The organism is Flavobacterium sp. CHNK8 (genome assembly GCF_019774515.1).
In the GTDB taxonomy this organism is placed as follows: domain Bacteria; phylum Bacteroidota; class Bacteroidia; order Flavobacteriales; family Flavobacteriaceae; genus Flavobacterium; species Flavobacterium tiangeerense.
The window spans coordinates 988,331-1,010,080 of the sequence record NZ_CP081492.1 but is presented as its reverse complement, the minus strand read 5'-3'; the positions used below and the strand labels follow the sequence as shown (position 1 = coordinate 1,010,080).

The 21,750-nt window shown below is 33.7% G+C and carries 20 protein-coding genes; 10 read left to right on the top strand and 10 right to left on the bottom strand.

Translation table 11 applies throughout. The features are described from left to right. Positions 1 to 140 precede the first annotated feature (140 nt). The 5 genes from asnB to K5V07_RS04375 form a co-directional block, all read right to left on the bottom strand. On the bottom strand, positions 141 to 1,817 hold the full coding sequence (gene asnB / locus K5V07_RS04395; protein WP_221916543.1) for an asparagine synthase B: 1,677 nt from the start codon (positions 1,815 to 1,817) through the stop codon (positions 141 to 143). A gap of 190 nt (positions 1,818 to 2,007) precedes the next feature. After that, positions 2,008 to 2,457: a hypothetical protein gene (locus K5V07_RS04390; RefSeq protein WP_221916542.1), complete on the bottom strand. Its 450-nt coding sequence runs from the start codon at positions 2,455 to 2,457 to the stop codon at positions 2,008 to 2,010. A 116-nt stretch (positions 2,458 to 2,573) separates the two neighbouring features. Further along, positions 2,574 to 4,361, bottom strand: a complete 1,788-nt coding sequence (locus K5V07_RS04385; RefSeq protein ID WP_255577650.1) for a TonB-dependent receptor — start codon at positions 4,359 to 4,361, stop codon at positions 2,574 to 2,576. Between the two features lie 46 nt (positions 4,362 to 4,407). After that, on the bottom strand, positions 4,408 to 5,271 hold the full coding sequence (locus K5V07_RS04380; RefSeq protein WP_221916541.1) for a PhzF family phenazine biosynthesis protein: 864 nt from the start codon (positions 5,269 to 5,271) through the stop codon (positions 4,408 to 4,410). Positions 5,272 to 5,324: 53 nt separating this feature from the next. Then, the gene (locus tag K5V07_RS04375; RefSeq protein WP_221916540.1) at positions 5,325 to 8,339 is read right to left on the bottom strand and encodes a tetratricopeptide repeat protein; all 3,015 of its coding nucleotides are present in this window, start codon (positions 8,337 to 8,339) and stop codon (positions 5,325 to 5,327) included. A 241-nt stretch (positions 8,340 to 8,580) separates the two neighbouring features. Here K5V07_RS04375 and K5V07_RS04370 point away from each other — a divergent pair, with 241 nt between their 5' ends. Both K5V07_RS04370 and K5V07_RS04365 read left to right on the top strand, forming a co-directional pair. Further along, complete coding sequence (locus tag K5V07_RS04370; RefSeq protein ID WP_221916539.1) at positions 8,581 to 9,267, top strand: cell division ATP-binding protein FtsE; 687 nt, start codon at positions 8,581 to 8,583, stop codon at positions 9,265 to 9,267. Continuing rightward, complete coding sequence (locus K5V07_RS04365) at positions 9,267 to 10,166, top strand: glycosyltransferase family 2 protein (RefSeq protein ID WP_221916538.1); 900 nt, start codon at positions 9,267 to 9,269, stop codon at positions 10,164 to 10,166. The genes K5V07_RS04370 and K5V07_RS04365 overlap by 1 nt, the downstream gene beginning before the upstream one ends. On the opposite strand, the gene K5V07_RS04360 is transcribed toward K5V07_RS04365, so the two are convergent. Genes K5V07_RS04360 through K5V07_RS04350 form a run of 3 tightly spaced genes read right to left on the bottom strand, consistent with a single transcriptional unit; the run spans position 10,158 to position 12,722 of the window. Then, the gene (locus K5V07_RS04360) at positions 10,158 to 11,246 is read right to left on the bottom strand and encodes a glycosyltransferase family 4 protein (protein WP_221916537.1); all 1,089 of its coding nucleotides are present in this window, start codon (positions 11,244 to 11,246) and stop codon (positions 10,158 to 10,160) included. The genes K5V07_RS04365 and K5V07_RS04360 overlap by 9 nt on opposite strands. Further along, on the bottom strand, positions 11,243 to 11,635 hold the full coding sequence (locus K5V07_RS04355; RefSeq protein ID WP_221916536.1) for an FdtA/QdtA family cupin domain-containing protein: 393 nt from the start codon (positions 11,633 to 11,635) through the stop codon (positions 11,243 to 11,245). Before K5V07_RS04355 ends, K5V07_RS04360 begins: the two co-directional genes overlap by 4 nt. Before the next feature lies 1 nt (position 11,636). After that, the gene (locus K5V07_RS04350; RefSeq protein ID WP_221916535.1) at positions 11,637 to 12,722 is read right to left on the bottom strand and encodes a glycosyltransferase; all 1,086 of its coding nucleotides are present in this window, start codon (positions 12,720 to 12,722) and stop codon (positions 11,637 to 11,639) included. A 47-nt stretch (positions 12,723 to 12,769) separates the two neighbouring features. Between K5V07_RS04350 and K5V07_RS04345 the strand changes: the two genes are divergently transcribed. The 3 genes from K5V07_RS04345 (at position 12,770) to K5V07_RS04335 (ending at position 14,868) form a co-directional block, all read left to right on the top strand. Next, positions 12,770 to 13,681 (top strand): glycosyltransferase, encoded by a 912-nt coding sequence (locus K5V07_RS04345; RefSeq protein ID WP_221916534.1) that lies wholly within the window; start codon positions 12,770 to 12,772, stop codon positions 13,679 to 13,681. Between the two features lie 226 nt (positions 13,682 to 13,907). Further along, entirely contained in the window at positions 13,908 to 14,468 is a 561-nt protein-coding gene (locus K5V07_RS04340; protein WP_182649240.1) for a DUF6642 family protein, read from the top strand. Positions 14,469 to 14,646: 178 nt separating this feature from the next. After that, positions 14,647 to 14,868: a hypothetical protein gene (locus K5V07_RS04335; protein ID WP_221916533.1), complete on the top strand. Its 222-nt coding sequence runs from the start codon at positions 14,647 to 14,649 to the stop codon at positions 14,866 to 14,868. Between the two features lie 67 nt (positions 14,869 to 14,935). Here K5V07_RS04335 and K5V07_RS04330 read toward each other — a convergent pair whose 3' ends face one another. After that, positions 14,936 to 15,388, bottom strand: coding sequence for a DUF4442 domain-containing protein (locus K5V07_RS04330; RefSeq protein WP_221916532.1), 453 nt, complete (start codon positions 15,386 to 15,388; stop codon positions 14,936 to 14,938). A gap of 267 nt (positions 15,389 to 15,655) precedes the next feature. On the opposite strand from K5V07_RS04330, the gene K5V07_RS04325 reads away from it, so the two are divergent. The 5 genes from K5V07_RS04325 (at position 15,656) to K5V07_RS04305 (ending at position 20,067) form a co-directional block, all read left to right on the top strand. Beyond that, positions 15,656 to 16,111, top strand: a complete 456-nt coding sequence (locus tag K5V07_RS04325; protein ID WP_221916531.1) for a DUF4870 domain-containing protein — start codon at positions 15,656 to 15,658, stop codon at positions 16,109 to 16,111. 234 nt (positions 16,112 to 16,345) lie between these two features. Continuing rightward, positions 16,346 to 16,675, top strand: a complete 330-nt coding sequence (locus K5V07_RS04320; RefSeq protein ID WP_086454625.1) for a PadR family transcriptional regulator — start codon at positions 16,346 to 16,348, stop codon at positions 16,673 to 16,675. A 5-nt stretch (positions 16,676 to 16,680) separates the two neighbouring features. Then, positions 16,681 to 18,420, top strand: coding sequence for a PspC domain-containing protein (locus K5V07_RS04315; RefSeq protein ID WP_221916530.1), 1,740 nt, complete (start codon positions 16,681 to 16,683; stop codon positions 18,418 to 18,420). A 2-nt stretch (positions 18,421 to 18,422) separates the two neighbouring features. Next, positions 18,423 to 19,157: a head GIN domain-containing protein gene (locus K5V07_RS04310; RefSeq protein ID WP_144893264.1), complete on the top strand. Its 735-nt coding sequence runs from the start codon at positions 18,423 to 18,425 to the stop codon at positions 19,155 to 19,157. Positions 19,158 to 19,233: 76 nt separating this feature from the next. Continuing rightward, the gene (locus tag K5V07_RS04305) at positions 19,234 to 20,067 is read left to right on the top strand and encodes a GIN domain-containing protein (protein WP_221916529.1); all 834 of its coding nucleotides are present in this window, start codon (positions 19,234 to 19,236) and stop codon (positions 20,065 to 20,067) included. Between the two features lie 381 nt (positions 20,068 to 20,448). On the opposite strand, the gene trxB is transcribed toward K5V07_RS04305, so the two are convergent. Continuing rightward, a complete protein-coding gene (gene trxB / locus K5V07_RS04300; RefSeq protein ID WP_221916528.1) occupies positions 20,449 to 21,396 on the bottom strand; it encodes a thioredoxin-disulfide reductase in 948 nt (315 codons plus the stop codon). Positions 21,397 to 21,750 lie beyond the last annotated feature (354 nt).

Below are 21,750 nucleotides of genomic sequence, written 5' to 3'. Positions count from 1 at the left end.
ACGCTAATATAAAAAACTGTCCTGAAATAGAGTGCATTAATTTAGAATTAAAACCATTTTAAGGTTTAATGTTATTTTTATACATAAAAAAACGCACTCCTTTCGGGTGCGTTTATTGTCCTAATTAGTAAGATATTCTGTTACACTTTTTCGTAAGCATCATCATGAACACTTGCTACAGCCCTACCCGATGGATCATTCATGTTCTTGAAAGCTTCATCCCACTCCAAAGCTATTTTTGTACTACAGGCGACGCTCGCTTCTTGAGGAACACACAAGGCAGCAGCATCACTAGGAAAATGGTCGTGAAAGATAGAACGGTAATAATATTCCTCTTTTGACGTAGGCGTTTGCAACGGAAACTTATATTTGGCATTTGCCAATTGTTCGTCAGAAACCTCAACATCAACAACTTCTTTTAAAGTATCAATCCAGCCGTACCCTACACCATCACTAAATTGCTCTTTTTGTCTCCATGCCACACTTGGGGGCAACATATCTTCGAATGCTTTACGAACCACCCATTTTTCTATAGGATGTTCTTTGTTAATCATTTTATCTTGCGGGTTGATGCGCATGGCAACATCCATAAACTCTTTGTCAAGGAAAGGCACACGGCCTTCGATTCCCCACGCGGCCAAACTCTTATTCGCACGCAAACAATCGTACATGTGCAGTTTACTTAGTTTACGCACATTCTCTTCGTGAAATTCTCTTGCATTTGGCGCTTTGTGAAAGTATAGATAGCCTCCAAAAAGTTCATCAGCTCCCTCACCAGAAAGTACCATTTTTATACCCATTGACTTAATAACTCTCGCCATCAACCACATAGGTGTTGATGCTCTAATGGTAGTCACATCATAAGTTTCTAGGTTGTAAATGACATCTTTGACCGCATCTAAACCTTCTTGAATAGTGAATTTAATTTCGTGATGAATGGTTCCTATGTGGTCTGCTACAATTTGGGCTGCTGCAAGATCTGGCGAACCTTCTAATCCTACTGAAAATGAGTGCAATTGCGGATACCAAGCATCGGTAGTATCACCAGACTCAATTCGTTTTTGTGCAAATTTTTTGGCGACAGCAGACGTTATCGATGAATCCAAACCGCCAGAAAGTAAAACACCATAAGGTACATCACTCATTAATTGTCTGTGAACGGCTGCTTCTAATGCTACTTTTATATCTTGAATGTTTGTTTCGTTATCTTTTACAGCATCATAATCAGTCCAATCTCTTTTATACCATTGTACAAATTCGCCGTCTTTGCTCGTCATATAATGTCCAGGAGGAAACAATTGTATTTTAGTACAATATCCTTCTAAAGCTTTCAATTCAGAAGCAACATAAAACGTACCGTGCTCATCCCAACCGATGTATAATGGAATAATTCCCATGTGATCCCTTGCAATGAAGTATTCATTTTTCTCGACATCATAAATGGCAAAGCCAAAAATTCCGTTCATTTCATCTATAAAATGAGGTCCTTTTTCTTTGTAAAGTGCCAAAATAATTTCGCAATCACTTTCTGTTTGAAAGTTATATTTGTCTTCAAATTGTTTGCGCAATATTCTGTGGTTGTAAATCTCACCATTGGCAGCTAAGATAAGTTGTTTGTCTTCGCTAAATAAAGGTTGTTTTCCTGAAGCTGGGTCCACAATTGCTAAACGTTCATGCGATAAAATGGCTTTTTCGTTGCTGAAGATTCCACTCCAGTCTGGTCCACGATGGCGAATTATTTTTGACATTTCTAAAACCTTAGGTCTTAAAACTTCTGCTTTTTGTTTCAGGTCGAAGGCACATACTATTCCACACATAATGCTATATTTTATAAATGAATTTATTTATTTTGATAAAGCAAAGATGTAGTTATAGTTTCATATGTAAAACATAAAATCGATATTCAGTTACATTTTTAAACTAAAAAAAACTAAATACTACAAATTAGGAATTAAAATGCAAATAAAAAACAGAGTCTACTTGTAAAGTGTAAATAGCATAAAATTTTTATTGAATTGATTGAATGATATACTTTGAACCATTAATCTCAAAAGTAAATCCTTCTTGGTTTCCCATTAACTTCGAGCCCAATGGTGATTGCGGAGAAAGTGCAATCACATTGATACCATCAACAGCAATTTTAGGAAGTGCTGCACTTAAATACAAATAAATTCCATTGGCTTTGACCAAACTTCCCACAATAATAGTTTTAGCACTTGAACTGGAATCAATTTTATCTAAAATAGCTTTTTGACCCAATACTTCTTTCAATTTATGATTGAGTTTTTCTTGCTCAAGGTGCATCATCGATAAAGCCGTTTCGTGTTTATCGCCTGCGGAACCTTTGGCATCATTTTTAGAATCTTCAGTAAGTGCCGTAATCATGTCTTTGAAGATATCTATTCGGTCTTGAACCAATTGTAAATAATGAGTGTGGATTTTTTGTTTAAAAGTCATAATTTAAAATTTAACCACAAAGTTCATAAAGAAAGCGCAATGTTCACGAAGTATTTTAATTATATTTTCTGTGGTATCTGTGCATTCGTTATGAACCGTGTGCTTCGGTAAAAAAATTAAAAATCAAACTTATAATTGGCTCCCACTAAAAATTGAAAACCTTGCACTGGGAAATTCAACCATTTTTGATAGTTGTTATTGGTTAGATTGTTTAATTTTATAAAACCCGTTAATTGATCATTATATTTGTAACCCACATTTGCATTCAAATCAAAATATCCTTCTAATATAATCGGAGTAGTTGATGGTAAAAAAGCAGTACTGTTTTGAAGATCTTTACGTTCTCCTACATAAAATACATTTGCGCCAGCATACCATTTCTCTGTGATATCCACGTCAAGATTTGCTTTAAACTGAATTGCTGGTAAGTTCCAAGCCTCTTGTTGAAAATCATTTGTAAAACTGCTAAAGCTTCCGTTTATTCCAAAAGAAACATCCTTTGAAAAATCAGCTTTAAGTTCTCCGAAAAAACGAAGGGTACGCATATCATCATACACCACTTGAAATGAGTTCCCAAAACCATAGTTCATATTAGTACTGCTCTCACTATAATCATTGCTTTTAAACAAAGCCTTGTTGCGCTCATTGTTATACGAACCTCTCAGGGTATAACTCACAGTATTGCTCAACTTTCCTTTAAGACCTGCATAGATTTCATATTGATTATCGGTAGGGTTAATCAACAAGGTAGGAGACAAAAATGGGTTTTCGGTCACAAAATCTTGATAGGAATTTTGGTTTAAATTCCCTTCGGCACCAGCATAAAATATCATCAAATCGCCCACCACTTTGTAGGACGCAGTAAATTTTGGATAGATATATAAAGAGCTATTGCTATTCTTGGTATCCAAACTATAATAAATAGTAGCACCAAGGTTTAAAGTCCAATCTTTCTCTTGCATCACAAAACTTGGCGACAGTCCAAAATTTGTAAAACCATAATCAATGGCTGCTGTATTGCTGTTATTAGTGACAAAATTTCCGCCTACATAATCCACAATAACATCCGTTTTTACGGCATAATCCATTACTTGAAGTTCAAGTGTGGGCTTTACTACAAAACGATTTTCGGCTGATTTATAAAAATCTGTAAATCTATTGAACTTGACAGTTGCCTTATCTAATATCCCCTCGGTAAGCACTACATTTCCTGAGAAAGACAAAGTATTGTACGATTGTTTAGGATCAATACTAGCAAGTAAAACTCCTTTATCAGAATTAGTTAAGGAATTTCCAAAATTTAAAGGCAACCCATACCAATTGTAGACTTGGTTATTGTAACCCAAATCAAGATTATACGAAAGCGTTTTTTGATTTGAACCGTACATAATATCGAATGCTGTATCATAAAAACTATTATCTAAATCTATCGTGTTAATCCCGCCTTGCGAGGAGTGGTGCCTGAACATTCCACCCACATAATCAGTAGCATTTAAATCATGATTCACAAACAGTTCTCCTACAAGTGTTCCATAATTACCCGCACCAAATGTGGCATAATTTTTAAAAACATGAGGTTGTTTTTCCTTTTCAACTCCTTGTGCTTTTCCCTTTGAAGGTGTAAAAGTTGATGCTACTGGAAATGAAAAAATAGCATATTTCACCGTTTCTTTTTTCGAATTAGCCTCTTCCTCAAGTTCAGGAACTTCTTTGACTTTAAAGGCATCTGAAATTTTAGGAGTAAATGGCTTGACTACGTTTACCGTTTCTGTCCCTATTTGCTCTTTTTTTTGTGACCAAGAAATTGGAATTATACCCATAAACAAAAAGCCCAATACTAACGGCTTTAAAATTCCTGTTTTGCTATGATTCTGTACGTTTATAATGGATGGATTCAATGTCATTTCTGTTGTGTTTACTTCTTATTTTTTAATGCTTTTTTACGCAAGCTTATACTTCCCAAACTCCTTTTGCAAGAAACTGAGACTTCCCTCCTATTTTAATTTCATAATTTTCACCACTTTTTATTCCGTCAAAATAAATTTGAGATGGCCTTTGTATAAAATGCCCTTGGTGATTGACAAGTTTTATTTTTGGATTGTGGTATTGTAATAAAAATGCTTGCAAGCATGTACTGGCGCTACCTGTAGCTGCATCTTCAATTAATTGATTGTTCTCTATACACATCATCCTGCTAGATAACTTTTCATTTTCTAAACAAAAAAAATAAAAAGCCCTATGTGGTGTTTTACAATTTTGGCGCAACCATTGTTCTGCTTTATTTTTATCCAAAACAATCTTACCCAGCACCTCTTCATTTTTTACTGGTACCATCACAAATGCGCTACCAGTAGTCACCTCTTGAATAGGAAAATTTGTATCAAAATCATCTTGTGACAAAGTACTAAATGAAGAAAAATCATCTTTCAAATAAACATCTAAAAAAGTAGGTTGTGCTGCCTGAAGCCATATAAATCCATCCTGTGAGGTAACAGGAATTACTCCCACAGGAACCTGCATTGTAATAGTTGATGGATTGTTATTGAAAATTTTATTCATTAAAACCCATGATGTACCAATGATGGGATGCCCTGCAAACTGCATTTCATGTTCAGGGGTGAAAATTTTAATTTCGGCAGTATTTGTTTCCGTATTGATATGGGTAATAAAAGTACTTTCGGCAAAGTTTATTTCCTTTGCAATTTGTTGCATTTTCTCTTTGCTCAGGCTTTCGGCACCAAAAAAAACAGCAAGTTGATTGCCTGCATACTTAGCATCCGTAAAAACATCTACTATATAAAAATCTAAATTCATTTTTCTGTTTTATTAAAAATCAAAAATCATTTCCAAACAATTCTGTGAAGCAATTATTTAGTTACAGATGAGTTTGTTTTGGACTCTTCGGTTTTGATTATATCTAATTCTTTTTGAGCATCAGCAACAACATCTGGGAAATCAGTGAAATTCTGAATAACATTCTCTAAAATATAAGTGGCTTGAAAACTATCTTTCAATCCATAAAAATTCTTAGCCATTAGCACCAATCCTTTAGCACCAAAATATTTATAACTAGCATAACTTTTAGCTAATTTTTGTACCGCTGCATTCGAAGCTTCATAATTAGCCTCTTTGTTTTTAAAATAGGCATCATAATACAAGGCTTCGGCTGCCAGTTCTCCTTTGGCTGTAGTCATTAATTTTGCATAAGCGCTTTTCGCTTTTACTTCGTCTCCGTTAACGATTGCAGCGCGTGCAATGATAATTTGAGCATCGCTTTTTACTCCATTATCCGTTTTAGGATTTAACAATACTTTTTCGGCATAAACACCCGAATTAGGATAATCTTTTTTCTCGTAATACAATTTCATCAAATTAGACTGAGCAAAAGTTTTGTTTTGAGACGTTTCTGCTTCGTTTTCCAATCTGGTTAGCATTGCAATTGCTTTCTCTGAATCTTTATTTTTAAGATAAATTTGAGACAATCGAGACAAAGACTGCTCTGTAAATTCATTTCGAGGTTGAGCCACTACGTACTCATAATGCGGAATAGTTTTGTTCTCGGCTCCATCGGTAAAATAAAGTTGCGCTAAATAATAGTTAGCTGGTAAAGCATGAAGTCCTCTTGGAAACTGACTTACATAACTTGCAAATCCAGCAATAGCTTGCTTTGTATTGTTTTGCTGAAATTGCTTTTCGGCTGCCTCATAACTGTCATTGTCTAATTCTGCATCTGTAACAGCAACAAAGTCAAGTGTTTTAACCCAGGTTGCATATTCATTTACTCGTCCCGTGTCTACATAAATCAATCTAGCTGTTGCTACAGCTTCTAGTGCCTCAGGAGTTCTAGGGAAATCAGCAGCAACTTTTTTAAATTTGACTAATGCTTGATCGTCTTTATCATTATTGTAAAAAATTAAACCTTGACGCAAAATGGATCTAGAAGTAAATGTTCCGTTTTTAAACTCGGTATTCAATCTGTCGTAGGTCTTAATTCCTTTGTCATTTTCGTTCTCAGCAACATAAGTATTTGCTAGTTCAAACAACGCATCATCTCTAAAATCAGATTTTTGATAGGCCTCTAAAAATGAATTTAAATCATTAATTTTTTTATCATTTTTACCCATAAAACCATACGAAATAGCTCTTTGAAAATAAGCATAATCAGCATCTACACTTTTTGAGTCTACCACTTTTGAATACGCTTGTAAGGCCTCCGCATATTTTGAAGTTACAAATCGACAATCTGCAAGTCTTAAATAAGAATCTTGAAAACGAATTTTATCTGCGGCAGCGTTATCAATTTGTTTTTGAAAATAATTTCCAGCTTGTTCGTATTCTTTCAACTTAAAGTACGTGTATGCTATATTGTAATTGTGATTTTTAAACTCCGGAACCGTGTTTGCCTGAGCCGCATTTGTAAACTGTTTGAAAGTGAGTAAAGCCTCTTTAAAATCATTTAAAACATATTCTGTTTCTGCTTTCCAAAAAATGGTTCTGGCAGTAAAAACAGGATCTTTTTGTTCCGTTAAAGCCTTAGTAAACATTTTCAAAGCTTCATTAAAATTTGCGTCGGTGTACAATTCTAATCCTCGGTAAAAAAGAACTTTTTGGTACGCCACTTTATTTTCGGGTGACTTATTTTTTTCTAATAATACGAGCGCTTCCTTGTAATTTTTAGAAGAAATATAGGAGTCTATTAATAATTTCTCGATTTCAGTTTTATTCGCATTCTCTGGATATTTCTTTAAAAAAGCTTGTAAAACAGCGGGGACACTTTGATAGGAATTGCCTAGTTCATAACTCAATTTAGCATAATTTAAACTCGCATCTTCTTGAATGGCGAGATCAAAATCCATTTCAGATGCATTCTTGAAAGCGTTTAATGCTTGTTGTTTCTTATCTGTATTCAAGTAACTTTCACCTAAATGATAGTAGGCATTTTGTGCCACAAAATCTTTTCCTCCTATTATTTTATTAAACTGACTGATTGCATTTTCAAAATCTTTTTGCTTGTAATGCGCATAACCTAATTGGTAAAAATCTGTATTTGTCCACTTCCCTTTTTTGCCTTTATAAGCCTCTAAAAAAGGAATTGCGTTGCTGTATTGTTTTAGATTAAAGTAGCTTTCGCCAATGATTTTATTCAGCTCTGATTTTTCTAAAGCATTTGAACCAGCCATTGCTCTTTGTCCTAAATCGATAGCTTTTTGAAAATTACCTAGTTTAAAATTCATATCGGCTTGGTAATACGACAATTTTTCTTTGTACTTCTCCTCGCCCGAAACTTCATCAAAATATTTAGTTGCTTGCTTATAATCATCGCCCTCATAAGCCATAAATCCTAGGTAGTATTTAGCTTGTGAACCATATTCTTGTGAGTTAATTACTTTGTTAAAATATGCAGTTGCCTCCTTGCGTTTCTTAGCATTGAAATTCCCATATCCTTTTTGAAAATTAAACTTATCTTGATCATTTCTACTCAAACTAGACTCGTCTACTTTATCGAACCATTGCAAAGCTTGAGGATAATTGCCTTGTTTAAAGTGAAATTGCGCTACCTCTATATATGCTTGATTTTGTTTTACACTCGTGGGATAATCTGTAACAAACTGTTCCATCAACTCATCTGCATTAGACTGGTTGGTTCTAATGGCGCAGTTTGCGGCATAATAAGTACAATCTGATTTTAGCTCCTCGGTGGTGGCTGTTTCTTTTACTTTATTAAAAATTATTTGGGCAGATGCATATTGATCATCTTTGAATAATGAAACTGCTTTGTCAAATTCTCTGGAGTCATGAGTATATATTGCTGTTTTTTGTGCACTAAGACTAGTGGCATAGATAAAAAGGCTACCTATAAAACATTGAGAAAGTTTACGCATTGTACTTTTATTTTAATAATTCAAATGTATTATATTCTGAGTCTATAACGAATTGAATACGGTATTTATTATGATTTTTTTACAATTGCTGTTGGTTCACATACCGTTCTAGGATTATTTTTATAAACAGTGGCTTTGATTTTGTTCTTTAATTTTTTATCGAATTCTAAGCATTACAACAGAATTTATTTTGAATCGTTGCGTTAACTTCTTACTTTTACCCCATAAACAAATGTAAAACATGTCACAATCCGTACTATCTTTAAAAAATGTAACTATTTATCAAGAAAACAAATCGATTTTATCTGATGTAAATTTGGAGGTAAAGCATGGCGAATTTCTTTACATCATTGGTAAAACAGGTTCTGGTAAAAGTAGTTTAATGAAAACACTTTACGCTGATTTGGCTTTGACAGAGGGAGAAGGAACAATTGTTGACTTTGATTTAGCAACTTTAAAAGAAGATGACATTCCATTTTTACGTCGAAAAATAGGAATTGTTTTTCAAGATTTTAAGTTACTACCAGATCGCACCGTAAATGACAACATGTTATTTGTGCTTAAAGCTACAGGCTGGACAGATAACAGTGAAATGGAAGCTAAAATTGAGGAAGTTTTAAATAAAGTAGGGATGGGTGAATTTGGCAAAAAAATGCCACATCAATTATCTGGTGGAGAACAACAGCGAGTGGCTATTGCTCGTGCATTGCTAAATGATCCAGAGCTAATCCTTGCTGATGAACCTACGGGAAATCTTGATCCTCAAACCAGTGCCGAAGTTCTTGAAGTACTAAAAAAGATTAACGCTATAGGAAAAACAATCATTATGGCTACCCATGATTATGCTTTATTGATGAAATTCCCATCCAAAACATTAAAATGTGAGGATTCTAAAATATTCGAAGTGATACAGCAACGCAATTCGTAATGCTTTCTATTCTTGTTCCTATTTATAATTTCAATGCATTTCCTGCCGTTCAAGAACTGCATAGACAATGTGTAGAACAAGAAATACCATTCGAAATTATTTGTCAAGATGATGCTTCAGAATCTGATTTGAATCGTTTTAATGAAAAAATAAACGACTTATATAATAGTAGCTTTGTTTCCTTAAAAAATAATATTAGCCACCGAGAAAACAGGAATAATCTAGCAGCACAATCAAAATACGATTGGTTGCTGTTTTTAGATGGCGATTCGATTATAACCAACAAAAACTTTATTCACCACTACATCAAACAAATAAACACTTTCGATATTGTTTATGGTGGCCGATTACATCCTGAAAAGTGCCCTTCAAATAATCAAAAACTGCGCTGGAAATACGGTCGCTATATGGAAGACCAAAGTGCCCCTGAACGAGAAAAAAAAGGGTATTCTGCACTGCTTTTTAACAATACACTCATCAAAAAAAAGTGTTTTGACACGGTAAGATTTGACACGAACACTACAAAATACGGTCATGACGATACCCAACTTTCCTATCGCTTGAGTCTCAAACTTTTTTCTTTAAAGCATCTTGAAAATCCTGTAGAACATGGTGATATTGACACAAACTGTGATTATTTAAGTAAAACCAAGCAATCTCTGGAAAATTTGCAGCAATTGTATCAAACAAAAACAATTGATTTTAAGTTTGTCAAATTGCTTTCTCTATATGATTTTTTAGTTCGTAGTAAACTTCAATACGGTATAGCTGTGTTTTTCAAAATATTTTCGGAAGCTTTAGAACAAAATTTAAAAAGTAACAATCCAAAATTATTCTTTTTTAATTGTTTTAGATTGGGCTATTTGTGTTCTATTTCAAAGCCAAAGTCTTTATCTTAAGGACTTGATTAATTTTTGCCATTCAGGCATTATGTGCTCTATCTGGTAAGCATTACTTGTAGCTTGCGCTTTTTTGCCCATTTCTAATCGAAGTGTTTCATTGCTTATCAATAATTGCAATTGTTTTATAAATTCATCTTGATTGCCATCTTCAACGAGCAATCCATCAACACCATGATCGATAATTGCTCTTGGACTACAAGGACAATCATAAGCAACACAAGGAACTCCAGCAGCCATTGCCTCCAGTAAAACCATAGGAAAACACTCGTACCGAGACGTCATAACATAAATAGCTGCTTGTAAATACACCTCTTGAATCGTTTTGGTTGGGTCTAAAAAAACGACCGAATCTTGTATTCCTAACTCTCGAGCTAACACTTCAAGATCTTGGTAGTTGCCACAGTATAATTCTAATTTCCAAGATGAATATAATGCTACGACTTCTTTCCAAATAGGCAACAACCTGTCAAGCCCTTTTTCATAAGTATTTCTAGCTACAGCAATCACCTTTCTCGATGAAAGCGGCGCAACAGAATTTACGGCAAACCATAATGGATTAGGAATTATTGCTTTCTTCCTAACATTCCATTCAAGAGCACTTTCATTGGATAAAAATACAACTTTAGTATACTTTTGAGCAGCATACTTTTTGAAGTGATATTGCAAATTCTGTTTCAAAGAATTGAATACAGCATGCGACGAAGGATGTTCCTGTACATAAATTGAACTGTGAATTTCTAACAAAAGTGGAATTTTGCAGCGAATAAAAAAAGGCAACAAAAAAGCTTTTAATCCATTATCGCAAACCAGAATACAATTTGGTTTAATGAGAGAAATATATTGATTTAACGCCTTATAATATTGAAAAGCAAACAAAGGAGCAGCACCTTTTAATTGCATGTCATGAAACACAATATCCTCATGAAAAGAATAAAACAAGGGAGTATTCCCCTTATTCTGAGTTAAAATATGAACTTCATAACCGCATTGTGTAATAAAATAATTCATTTTCAAGGATAAGATTCTTGCAACCCCTCCTTCATTATTGATATTTGGAACTATATAAAGTAGTTTCATTTTTTTGAGTTGATGAAAGTATCAAAATCCCTGATGTAATCCTCCTCATCAAAAGTGGCTGATGCCAAGACAAGACAAACGGCACCTGATGAAAAATTTTCAAGTTCGCGCCACGTATCATTTTTAATCAATAATCCCTTGTCAGGTTTATTTAAGGTAATGGTTTTTTCTGTAATACCATCTTTTAAAACTACATCAAAACTTCCTGAAATGGCAATTAAAACTTGTTGTAGCTTTTTATGAGAATGCCCGCCTCTTTTTGAGGTACTAGGAATATCAAATAAATAATACACACGCTTAATTTCAAACGGAATCACCTCATTTTCTATGACTGCAATGTTCCCAAGCACATTTTCAATCTTGGGTATGTCTATAATTTCTATTTGCATCTTAACTCTTCGTATTTAAATAATCAAGCCATTCATTTCCAATTTTTTCTACTGAAAACAGAAGTGTACTTGGTACACTATTCGCTTTGCAAAATGCTCTCAATTCAGTATCCGTATAAAGTAAATCTATGGCCTCAACCAGTTGCTCCTTATTTTGATTTTCAACCAGTAAACCATTGAATCGGTCTGTAATAATTTCACTTGGCCCAGCAAAACAATCATAGGAAATGGCAGGAGTTCCTACTAACAAACTTTCTATAATCACATTTGAAAGTCCTTCATATTCACTTGTAACTACTGTAAAAAGTGCGTTTTTTTGGTAACAAAAAGGATTTTTTTGATAACCCAAAAACTCTACTAAATCACCTATATTTTTTTCAGCAACAAGCCTTTTTAAATCCTCAAGATAGACTCCAGAACCAATAATTTTTAATTTTATTCCATTTTGTGGCAATACCGTTTTGGAATACGCCTCTATCAAAACATCAAATTGTTTTACCTTTTCGTTCATTCGACCCACAGCAATAATATAGGTACCATCCATTGGCATACTAGCCAGAGCTAATTCTTGAATCTTTTCAATTTCAAAAGGATTGTAAATGGTTTGAGCTTTAATATTATATTGCTGGAGCAACGCCTTTTCGAGTGCTTTACTTACAGTGACAAAATTATGTTTTCCATAAATAAAACGGGCAATCCAGGGTTTCTTTGAAATGTAATTGTGTAAAATCCCGCTATGAATGGTATAAATAACACTCGTTTGATATACATAATATGCCATCAAAAATTCATTTATTGTATTCACCCGATAGCGAAAATCAAGTACAAAATCAAAATGATGTTCTTTAAAATAACTTCGTAACTCGTATAATCGCTGTAGCTTTTTAAAGGTTGTTGCGGTATTTTTTTTACCCAAGTTAAGCACAACTCCTTTGTAATCATAAACTATATCGTCAACAAAAATAATGTTGTGAACCGCGATTCCTTTACTTTCAAAAAAACAAGATAGCACGGCATGGACACGTTCTGCACCACCGCCACCCAGTGAATCGCCCACAAGAGCAATTGTTGTTTTTTTCGGAATCATTTTTAATTTACTAATTTAGCTTCAAATATAAACACTTCTTTGTTCAAATGAATTACAATCCAATAGTTTCCGTTATCTGTCTTTGTTACAATCATGAAAAATTTGTTCAAGAAGGACTAGAATCTATTGTAAATCAAACACATAAAAACATTGAAATTATTATTGTAGATGACTGTAGCACAGATAATTCTGTGGCTGAAATTGAAAAATGGCTCGTTAACTATCCCAATGTTATTTTTATTTCCAATCGTGTAAACCAAGGGAATACAAAATCTTTTAATACCGCCTTCAAGCGCTCCACTGGCTCCTATATTATTGATTTTGCAACCGATGATTTACTACATCCCGATTGTATAGCCACGCAACTGGAGAAGTTTCAAAACAGCACTTACCCTAATCTTGGAATTGTATATGGTAATGCCGAAATGATCTTTGAAGACAACACGCATTTTAGATATTTTTTTGAGGTAGACCAAAATAAAAAACGAATACAAAGCCAACCTACAGGCGACATTTATTTAGGATTATTGCGTTTAGACAATAATGTTTGTTCTGTTTCGGCAATGGCAAAAAGAGAAGTTTATGAAAAACTAAACGGCTATAACGAAAACTTACATTATGAAGATTATGATTTCTGGATACGAGCAGCGCGCAGCTACAACTTTGATTACATAGACCAAATTCTGTTACAAAAAAGAGAATTAAAAAATTCCTTGAGTACCTACCGTTTTAGAAGATTGAATTCAAAAACGCGAAAATACAACCGGTCTACATATAAAATTGTAAACCATGCATTAAAAATGAATACCACTACCGAAGAAAACAAGGCCATTTTAAACATGATTCATCATGAAATGGAAATAGCATTGCGAACAATCGACCCAATTTTACTTCTCAAATATATTGTATTAGAGGCCAAAGTATTAGCCTTAATCGTACTCAAAAAAAGATACCGATAATTCTTAGTTGGGTTTTATAAAAAATCTTTAGTCGTAAAAAAACATCTAAATTAAATACTAGTCTTACAAAAAAACGGTACTCACAACACTTTTTTTGCAATAACTTCACACTCGTTTAGGCAAGAATTTAGCCGTAGAACCTTATTTTTGTTTACAAGAGATATTTTAAATCAGGTATAGTGCTATTTGGAATTCTTTATTTTTTACATCATCTAAATCGAATATAATGGAAACCGATACTTTTATTTTCTGCCTTGAGGCTGTAGCCGATGTAGAGGAAAATCTAGATACCGAAGTTGTCAAACATCTAGAAAAACTAGCTTCAGATCAAGGATTGACTAGTATTTATAAAACATGTGACACCATAGAAGGACTAGAAGAAAGCTTAAACACGTTACTATATGACGATCATAATTTTACCAATTATGAAATCATTTATCTGGTAATGCCTGGCGAAGCCAATACGATTTGCATCAACGAATATTTTTACAGCCTTGAAGAAATAGCCGAATTATTTGAAGGGAAAATGAGAGGGAAAATTGTTCATTTTGCGAATTCAAAAATTCTTGACTTATCACCAGATGAGGCACAATATTTTATTGATGTTACTGGTGCAAAAGCTGTCTCGGGCTATGGTGCATTCCTTCCTAATGTGAGTAGTACCGCGCTAGACCGTTTGTTTTTTGGACTGTTTGAAGAGCAAGATGATATTTTTGAAATTGTTGAAGAACTGCATCAAAAACAGTATGCTTTGTGTAAATTGCTTGATTTTAGAATGTATTATTAACTCGTTTATATCATTTTAGATATTGAAACCAGTTCATACAAAAAATGACTATAATAGCTTCTTAAACTATTTTTATATGTTAAAGTGGCGGCATAAAGACTAATTTTTTCACAAGAAGCGATTCAACATTACATAAAATCTTTATATTTGAAATACAAACAATCAAAAATCAAAACTTATGAAAAAAATAGTATCCCTAGCTGTAATTGCTTTTTTTACACTTCAAATGAATGCACAAGAAGTTAAAGCAGTAGCCAAAGAAAAAGCAAAAAAAGAGGCTTGTTGTTCTAAAAAAGGTGGGAAAGCAGCCATGTCAGCTGCTGAAATTGAAAAATGTATGGTAGCATGCAAAGCCAAAGGGAAAAAATGCGATGCATCAAGTGCCGGAAAAAAATGCTAAAAACCGATATGTATTATACAAAAAACGCCTCTTTCTAGAGGCGTTTTACTTTTATATAAGTAGGTAATTATTTTACTCTCACACTCCACTCAAAGTCCATTTCTGAAACTTGCACTCCTTTTTCATCCGTGCCAATAGATTTCATCCAAAAAGTTTGCCCCTCTCCTGTAGCAATAGTTTCCTGAATTGCTTTCTCGATTAAATGACCGTCATTGCACGTAAAAGTAATGCGACCCGTTGCTTTTTTGGTAAAGTTTCCTTTGTTATTTGCAACTAACATTGATATTTTACGACCACTTTTTTGAATTTGAAACATCACAAGTGCACCCGTGGTCAGTTCTGCTGCCATTGCTTGTACGGCAAAATACATCGAGTTAAATGGATTTTGATTGACCCAACGGTGTTTTACGGATACAACACATTTTTTTTCGTCAATGTTTTTTACGCGAACTCCGCAAATAAAAGCCGATGGTAATTTGAAAAGTAAAAATTTATTAAGTTTTGATGCAGTAAGTAACATAGGCTTTCTAGTTTATGAATTGTAATTATAAATGGTAATACATGGGCTGTCAGGGGTATTGTCATTAGATATTTGGCTAAAATACAAAAAAATACTATGCACGCCTATTAAATTTATTTGTTAATTTTATGTTAATATTTGGTACTATGCGAAACAAGATACTGTTTTTTAAACATATATTTGCATAAGAAATTACTAGGTAGCCTAATTAATCAAAAAATCAAATCAGTTTCAATCATCATCAAAACTCTAAAAAAATCAAAAAAAATGGAATCATCTACAGAAAAAAACATTGCCACATTTACACACTTGAGTACACTAACTCAATATTTTATTCCTTTTGGGAATTACATTTTTCCAATTGTATTGTGGAGTACTAAAAAAGGAGAATCGGAATTTGTGGATCACCACGGGAAGCAAGCTATTAATTTTCAATTGAGTTTATTACTCTATTCATTAGTTTTGTTAATGATAGCAATTCCTTGTTTTTTAATCACTGTTTTTAAAAACATCCCGTTGAATACCTTGCATGAGAATCACAATTTTATATTGTCTGATTTTAATTTTAGTGACAATGCTGGATTTTTGACCATAGGAATTGTGAGTCTTTTACTCTTTTTAATTTTAAAAGTTGTTGAGTTCTTTTACATTATTTACGCTTCGATGCAAACATCTAATGGCATAGCATATAAATACCCGCTTACTATTCCGTTTTTAAAATAGACATGAAAGCACTAGAAGTTCTGTATAGCCCTGATTGCAAAGGCATCCTTTTATGGTCTCGTTTTTTAGAGACCAGAAAAGATAGAGTGAAAAGCAGGAATAAAAGTTCTTGAAAAAACAGGAGTTGACTGCTCCTAAAAAATCATCCTAATAATCAATCACGCTGGAGCAAAATCCAGAAAATCAATCAAAGAATGAACAGTTTTAATCACACAAAATCAAAAAAATGAAATTATGAACATTGAAAACACAAAAGCACAAATGCGCAAAGGTGTTCTTGAGTTTTGCATCCTATCAGTACTAAAAGAGAAAGACGCATACACATCAGAAATATTAGACACTTTAAAAAACGCAAAATTACTAGTTGTTGAGGGCACTATTTACCCTTTATTGACTCGATTAAAAAATGACGGTTTGCTCAATTATCGTTGGGAAGAGTCTACATCAGGACCACCAAGAAAGTATTATGGCTTGACCGAAATAGGACAAACTTTTTTAAAAGAACTTAGTGGCACCTGGACTGAATTATCAGATGCTGTAAACCTTATAACCAACCAAAAATAATAATCATGAACAAGACTGTAAATATAAACCTAGGCGGAATGGTTTTTCATATAGATGAAAATGCATACCAAAAATTGACTCGATACTTTGATGCTATTAAGCGCTCTTTATCAAATTCCTCTGGACACGATGAAATATTAAAAGACATTGAAATGCGCGTGTCTGAATTGTTGAATGAAAAACAAATAAGCGACAAGCATGTTATAGGGTTGAAAGAAGTTGATGAAATGATTGCGGTTATGGGACAACCTGAAGACTATATCATTGAAGACGAAAACGCCGAAGCAAAACCATACCAAAACACGAGCAGAAGAACTAAAAAACTGTATCGTGATAAAGAAAAAGGGATGCTAGGTGGTGTAGCACAAGGATTGGGTTACTATTTTGGGGTTGATGCCGTGTGGATCAGAATAGTACTAGTATTGCTTGTTTTTGCTGGTTTTGGAACTGGTATTTTAGCGTATATCATTTTATGGATTGTAACACCAGAGGCCGTAACAACCTCTGAAAAACTTGAAATGACTGGAGAACCCGTTAATATATCAAACATTGAAAAAAAAGTTAGAGAAGAGTTTGAGAACGTTTCTGGAAAGCTAAAAAATGTAGATTATGACAAATACGGTATCCATATTAAAACAGGAGCAAACAAAATAGGAAGCTCGTTTGGAGATTTTATCATGACCGTTTTTAAAGTTTTTGCAAAATTCTTAGGCATATTATTGATCTTGTCTGGAATCACCGTTTTATTCTTCTTGTTGATTGGTATTTTTACATTGGGTTCTGGATTGTTTATCGATTTTCCTTGGCAAAATTTTATTGAAGCAGGCAATTTTACTGATTATCCTGTGTGGTCTTTTGGATTACTTATGTTTTTTGCAGTTGGGATTCCGTTCTTTTTCTTAACGTTGCTAGGGTTTAAATTACTAGCTCCAAACATGAAATCAATAGGAAACATTGTAAAATATACTTTGCTTGCTATTTGGATTATTGCAGTTTCAATTGCTATCTCAATTGGGATTAAACAAGCTAGTGCATTTGCAGTAGACGGTAGAGATGTAAAAAAAGAAACCATTAATTTGAAACCTACAGATACATTGTACATCAAATTTAGATACAACGATTATTTTGCCAAGAATGTAGATGACAATAGAAATTTTGAAGTAACTCAAGACTCTACTGGAACTAACATTATTTACTCTAATGATGTGCGTTTTAAAATTGAAAAAACAGATGAAAAACTGCCTTACCTTCAAATAGAAAAAGAAGCTAGAGGTGTATCATTATCCGAAGCTAAAAAAAGAGCTCAGCAAATTAAATATGCGTATACCATCAATGGAAATCAAATTGTTTTAGACAATTACATGATTACTGAATTAAAAAATAAATACCGTGATCAAAGTGTAGATATCACCCTATTTGTTCCAGTAGGCACTTATATTAAGCCTGATTCATCTGTACAAAACTACGATAGATCTGACGATGAATTCTTTAATTTACACTACAGCTCAGATAATTACGTTTACAAAGTTACAACAGATAAAATAAAATGTTTAAATTGCCCTGCTGATGAAAATGAATATAATGATTCAGAAACTCAAGAGGAAGAGGTATACAATTCTGAATATTCAAGTGAAGTTGACAGTACTTCAGTAGAGAGCAGTGTAGAAAACACAACCGATACTAAAAAAGGCTCTGGAAAAGGGTTATCAATAAACAAAGACGGAATAATTGTAAAAAATAAATAATCATGCTAAAAATTATCACACTCATTACTAAGTTTATTGTAGGTGTACTTATTGCCTTATTATGCACCTCTTGCCATTTCAATTTTGACGCTGTTGAAGGAAATGGAAATGTAACCACAGAAAACCGAAAAATTACAGAGCGTTTTAAAAGTATCGAAGTAAATAGCGGCATTGATGTTGAAATAGAACAATCAGACAAGGTTGAAGTCATTGTAGAAACGGACGAAAACTTACAAGAATATTTGACCACTGAAGTTGAAAATGGTACGCTTGTAATAACCTTTGACAAAAATTTAATGAATGATGCCGATGTTAAAAAGGTAATCGTAAGAATGCCAGTTATTGATGAACTTGAGGCCACAAGCGGAGCAACTATTGTGAGTAAGAACACCTTAAAAGGAGAAAACATTAGACTTAATACCTCAAGTGCAGCAACCATGGACCTTAGCATAGAAGCTGATGTTGTAAGCTGTGACACTAGTAGTGGTAGTGAAATAAAAGTAAACGGAAAAGCGCTAGAGACGAAAAATACAGCTTCAAGCGGAAGTGAAATCAACGCTTATGACTTGCTAACAAATGCCGTTAGGGCTGATGTTTCCAGCGGTGCGAGTATCAATGTGCATCCTATTGTGAGTTTAAATGCAGAGGCCTCTAGCGGTGGTGTAATTCATTATGACATACAACCTAAGTCTATCCAAAAAAATACTAGTTCAGGCGGCAGCGTTGATGCTGAATAAAAGACTTCAAACAAAAAAATCATCCCTTACTAGTGGATGATTTTTTTTTATATTTGTAAGTAATAAATATCAAGACATGAAAAAAAATTTCCTCTTAGTGCTACTTATAGCAACAGCAAGTGTAGCATTTGCACAAAAATCTGATAAAGTAAAAGGTTCCAAAATTGTTACGATTGTAGAACGAAAAATTGCAGACTTTGAAACCTTACAAATTGAAAACAATCTAGAAGTACATCTAGAAAGAGGAGAAAAAGCAGGCATAAAAGTTGAAACGGACGATAATTTACAGGACGTAGTGGCACTTGACGAAAACGAAAAAACATTACGTATTTACACCAATAAAAAAGCTACAGCTTATAAAAAATTGATTGTTCGAGTAACCTATACGGAGAATTTAAAAACAATTCAAGCCAAAGACGAAACTACTTTAAATGCCATTCAAGAATTACTATTAGATAGCGTAATCCTAAAAGCAAGCGGCACCTCTAAATTATTTTTAAACATCAACTCTAAATCAGTGGTTTACCAAGCTGATGACAAAGCAAAAGGCGAGCTTAATATCAAAGCAGAAAAAGCTACTATTGAAATGAGTAAAAATTCTAGTTTAAAAGCGCTGGTTACAACCGTTGATTTAAAAACAGATTTGTACCAAAAAGCTGATGCTACTATTGAAGGTGATGCCTCGAATGCTATCTTGCGTTTAGACAACAACTCTAGCTTAACAGCCAATAAATTAACGCTGAAAAATACGGAACTAACCATTGAAGGATATTCTACTTGCGCCATAAATACAAGCACAACATTAAGTATTGATGCGGCAAATAAAACTGAAATCCAGCTAATAGGAAACCCTAAAATAACCATCAAAAAATTTGCTGATGAGACTAAATTAATCAAGAAGTTGAAGTAACAGTAACTTTACTAAAAACAAAAAAACAGGCAATTGCCTGTTTTTTTGTGTGATTTATTTTTTTGTGGATGCCCAATCGGGAAGTTTACCTGTTTACAAGTTGCTTGATCTTACTTTCACGTGTTGCGAATACATTGTTCTATTTTTCTAACGAAGTACGAATTCAATCGAATCGAGTACCAAAGAATTTGGAGAAACCAAGGCAGCGGGTCATCGTTTGAGACCTAACAGGTTTTAAAACCTGTTAGGTCTGTAACACCTTGTGCAAGTTAACGATAGACTGAATAGCTAAAATGATCCAGATTTTAAACAGAAAATTGATTCAAAAAAAAAAGTCTCTTTTGAAATAAAAGAGACTTTTTTTTGACTGGTCGATAGTTGTTATTCTCTTGCTGCCAAATATCTTTCAGCATCCAATGCAGCCATACAACCAGTTCCTGCTGCTGTTATAGCCTGACGGTATACATGATCTGCAGCATCACCAGCTACAAAAACACCTGCAACATTTGTAAGTGCAGAACCTGGCGTGTTAACAATATAACCTGTTTCGTCAAGTGTAATAAACTCTTTAAAAATATCTGTATTCGGCTTGTGACCAATGGCAACGAAAAATCCAGTTGCTGGAATTTCAAAAGTTTCACCTGTAGTTTTGTTTAACGCTTTTACACCCGTAACTACTTGTTCATCCCCGAGTACTTCTACAGTATCGTGGTTCATCAAAATGGTGATATTTTCTGTTTTGCGTACGCGCTCCTCCATGATTTTTGAAGCTCTAAATTTTTCGCTACGCACTAACATAGTTACTTTTTTACAAAGTTTAGACAAATAGTGCGCCTCTTCACAAGCTGAATCTCCAGCTCCTACTATTACTACCTCTTGGTTTCTGTAGAAAAAGCCGTCACAAACAGCACATGCAGAAACTCCACCACCCATTTTCAAGTAATGTTGCTCTGATGGTAAACCTAAATATTTAGCCGAAGCACCAGTTGAAATGATTACGGTTTCGCAGTGTAATTCTTTAGTTTCATTAATCCAAACTTTGTGAATATCTCCAGAGAAATCAACTCTTGTAGCCCAACCGTCACGAACATCAGTTCCAAAACGTTGCGCTTGAGCTTGTAAACCTACCATCATTTCTGGCCCTGTAATTCCTTCTGGATTCCCTGGCCAGTTCTCTACTTCGTTTGTAGTTGTTAACTGTCCGCCTGGTTGCATTCCTTGGTACAATACCGGATTCATATTTGCTCTTGCTGCATAAATTGCTGCTGTATATCCTGCAGGTCCTGAACCTATAATAAGGCATTTAATTTTTTCGATCGTATCTGACATGGTGTGATTATTAAAATTTTCTGGTACAAAAATAAGCTTTTATTACAGTACGTAATAAAGTACTATATCAGTTTTAATTATTTGATAATAAAAAAATCCTTCTAGTGCAAATAAGAAGAAAATAAACTAAAACTAAAAACTTTATCTTAACTAAATATTTTTCAAGTACTTAGAGATATTATTAAATATTAAGTTGACATTTGTTGCAAACAATAGAAAATGGTTTATCCGAGTCTTACTTCTAAAAATATAGAATTATAACCAACATAATACATTTCTTGAGTTTTCGAAAAATAGGATATTAACTTAAAACTCAACTTTTGAAAATAAAAAAAGCCGAACGATATCGTTCGG

What these genes read in the sequence shown, in the direction of transcription:
- asnB (WP_221916543.1), bottom strand. Translation starts at nt 1,817, where the DNA reads ATGTGTGGAATAGTATGTGCCTTCGACCTGAAACAAAAAGCAGAAGTT.
- K5V07_RS04390 (WP_221916542.1), bottom strand. Translation starts at nt 2,457, where the DNA reads ATGACTTTTAAACAAAAAATCCACACTCATTATTTACAATTGGTTCAA.
- K5V07_RS04385 (WP_255577650.1), bottom strand. Translation starts at nt 4,361, where the DNA reads ATGACATTGAATCCATCCATTATAAACGTACAGAATCATAGCAAAACA.
- K5V07_RS04380 (WP_221916541.1), bottom strand. Translation starts at nt 5,271, where the DNA reads ATGAATTTAGATTTTTATATAGTAGATGTTTTTACGGATGCTAAGTAT.
- K5V07_RS04375 (WP_221916540.1), bottom strand. Translation starts at nt 8,339, where the DNA reads ATGCGTAAACTTTCTCAATGTTTTATAGGTAGCCTTTTTATCTATGCC.
- K5V07_RS04370 (WP_221916539.1), top strand. Translation starts at nt 8,581, where the DNA reads ATGTCACAATCCGTACTATCTTTAAAAAATGTAACTATTTATCAAGAA.
- K5V07_RS04365 (WP_221916538.1), top strand. Translation starts at nt 9,267, where the DNA reads ATGCTTTCTATTCTTGTTCCTATTTATAATTTCAATGCATTTCCTGCC.
- K5V07_RS04360 (WP_221916537.1), bottom strand. Translation starts at nt 11,246, where the DNA reads ATGAAACTACTTTATATAGTTCCAAATATCAATAATGAAGGAGGGGTT.
- K5V07_RS04355 (WP_221916536.1), bottom strand. Translation starts at nt 11,635, where the DNA reads ATGCAAATAGAAATTATAGACATACCCAAGATTGAAAATGTGCTTGGG.
- K5V07_RS04350 (WP_221916535.1), bottom strand. Translation starts at nt 12,722, where the DNA reads ATGATTCCGAAAAAAACAACAATTGCTCTTGTGGGCGATTCACTGGGT.
- K5V07_RS04345 (WP_221916534.1), top strand. Translation starts at nt 12,770, where the DNA reads ATGAATTACAATCCAATAGTTTCCGTTATCTGTCTTTGTTACAATCAT.
- K5V07_RS04340 (WP_182649240.1), top strand. Translation starts at nt 13,908, where the DNA reads ATGGAAACCGATACTTTTATTTTCTGCCTTGAGGCTGTAGCCGATGTA.
- K5V07_RS04335 (WP_221916533.1), top strand. Translation starts at nt 14,647, where the DNA reads ATGAAAAAAATAGTATCCCTAGCTGTAATTGCTTTTTTTACACTTCAA.
- K5V07_RS04330 (WP_221916532.1), bottom strand. Translation starts at nt 15,388, where the DNA reads ATGTTACTTACTGCATCAAAACTTAATAAATTTTTACTTTTCAAATTA.
- K5V07_RS04325 (WP_221916531.1), top strand. Translation starts at nt 15,656, where the DNA reads ATGGAATCATCTACAGAAAAAAACATTGCCACATTTACACACTTGAGT.
- K5V07_RS04320 (WP_086454625.1), top strand. Translation starts at nt 16,346, where the DNA reads ATGAACATTGAAAACACAAAAGCACAAATGCGCAAAGGTGTTCTTGAG.
- K5V07_RS04315 (WP_221916530.1), top strand. Translation starts at nt 16,681, where the DNA reads ATGAACAAGACTGTAAATATAAACCTAGGCGGAATGGTTTTTCATATA.
- K5V07_RS04310 (WP_144893264.1), top strand. Translation starts at nt 18,423, where the DNA reads ATGCTAAAAATTATCACACTCATTACTAAGTTTATTGTAGGTGTACTT.
- K5V07_RS04305 (WP_221916529.1), top strand. Translation starts at nt 19,234, where the DNA reads ATGAAAAAAAATTTCCTCTTAGTGCTACTTATAGCAACAGCAAGTGTA.
- trxB (WP_221916528.1), bottom strand. Translation starts at nt 21,396, where the DNA reads ATGTCAGATACGATCGAAAAAATTAAATGCCTTATTATAGGTTCAGGA.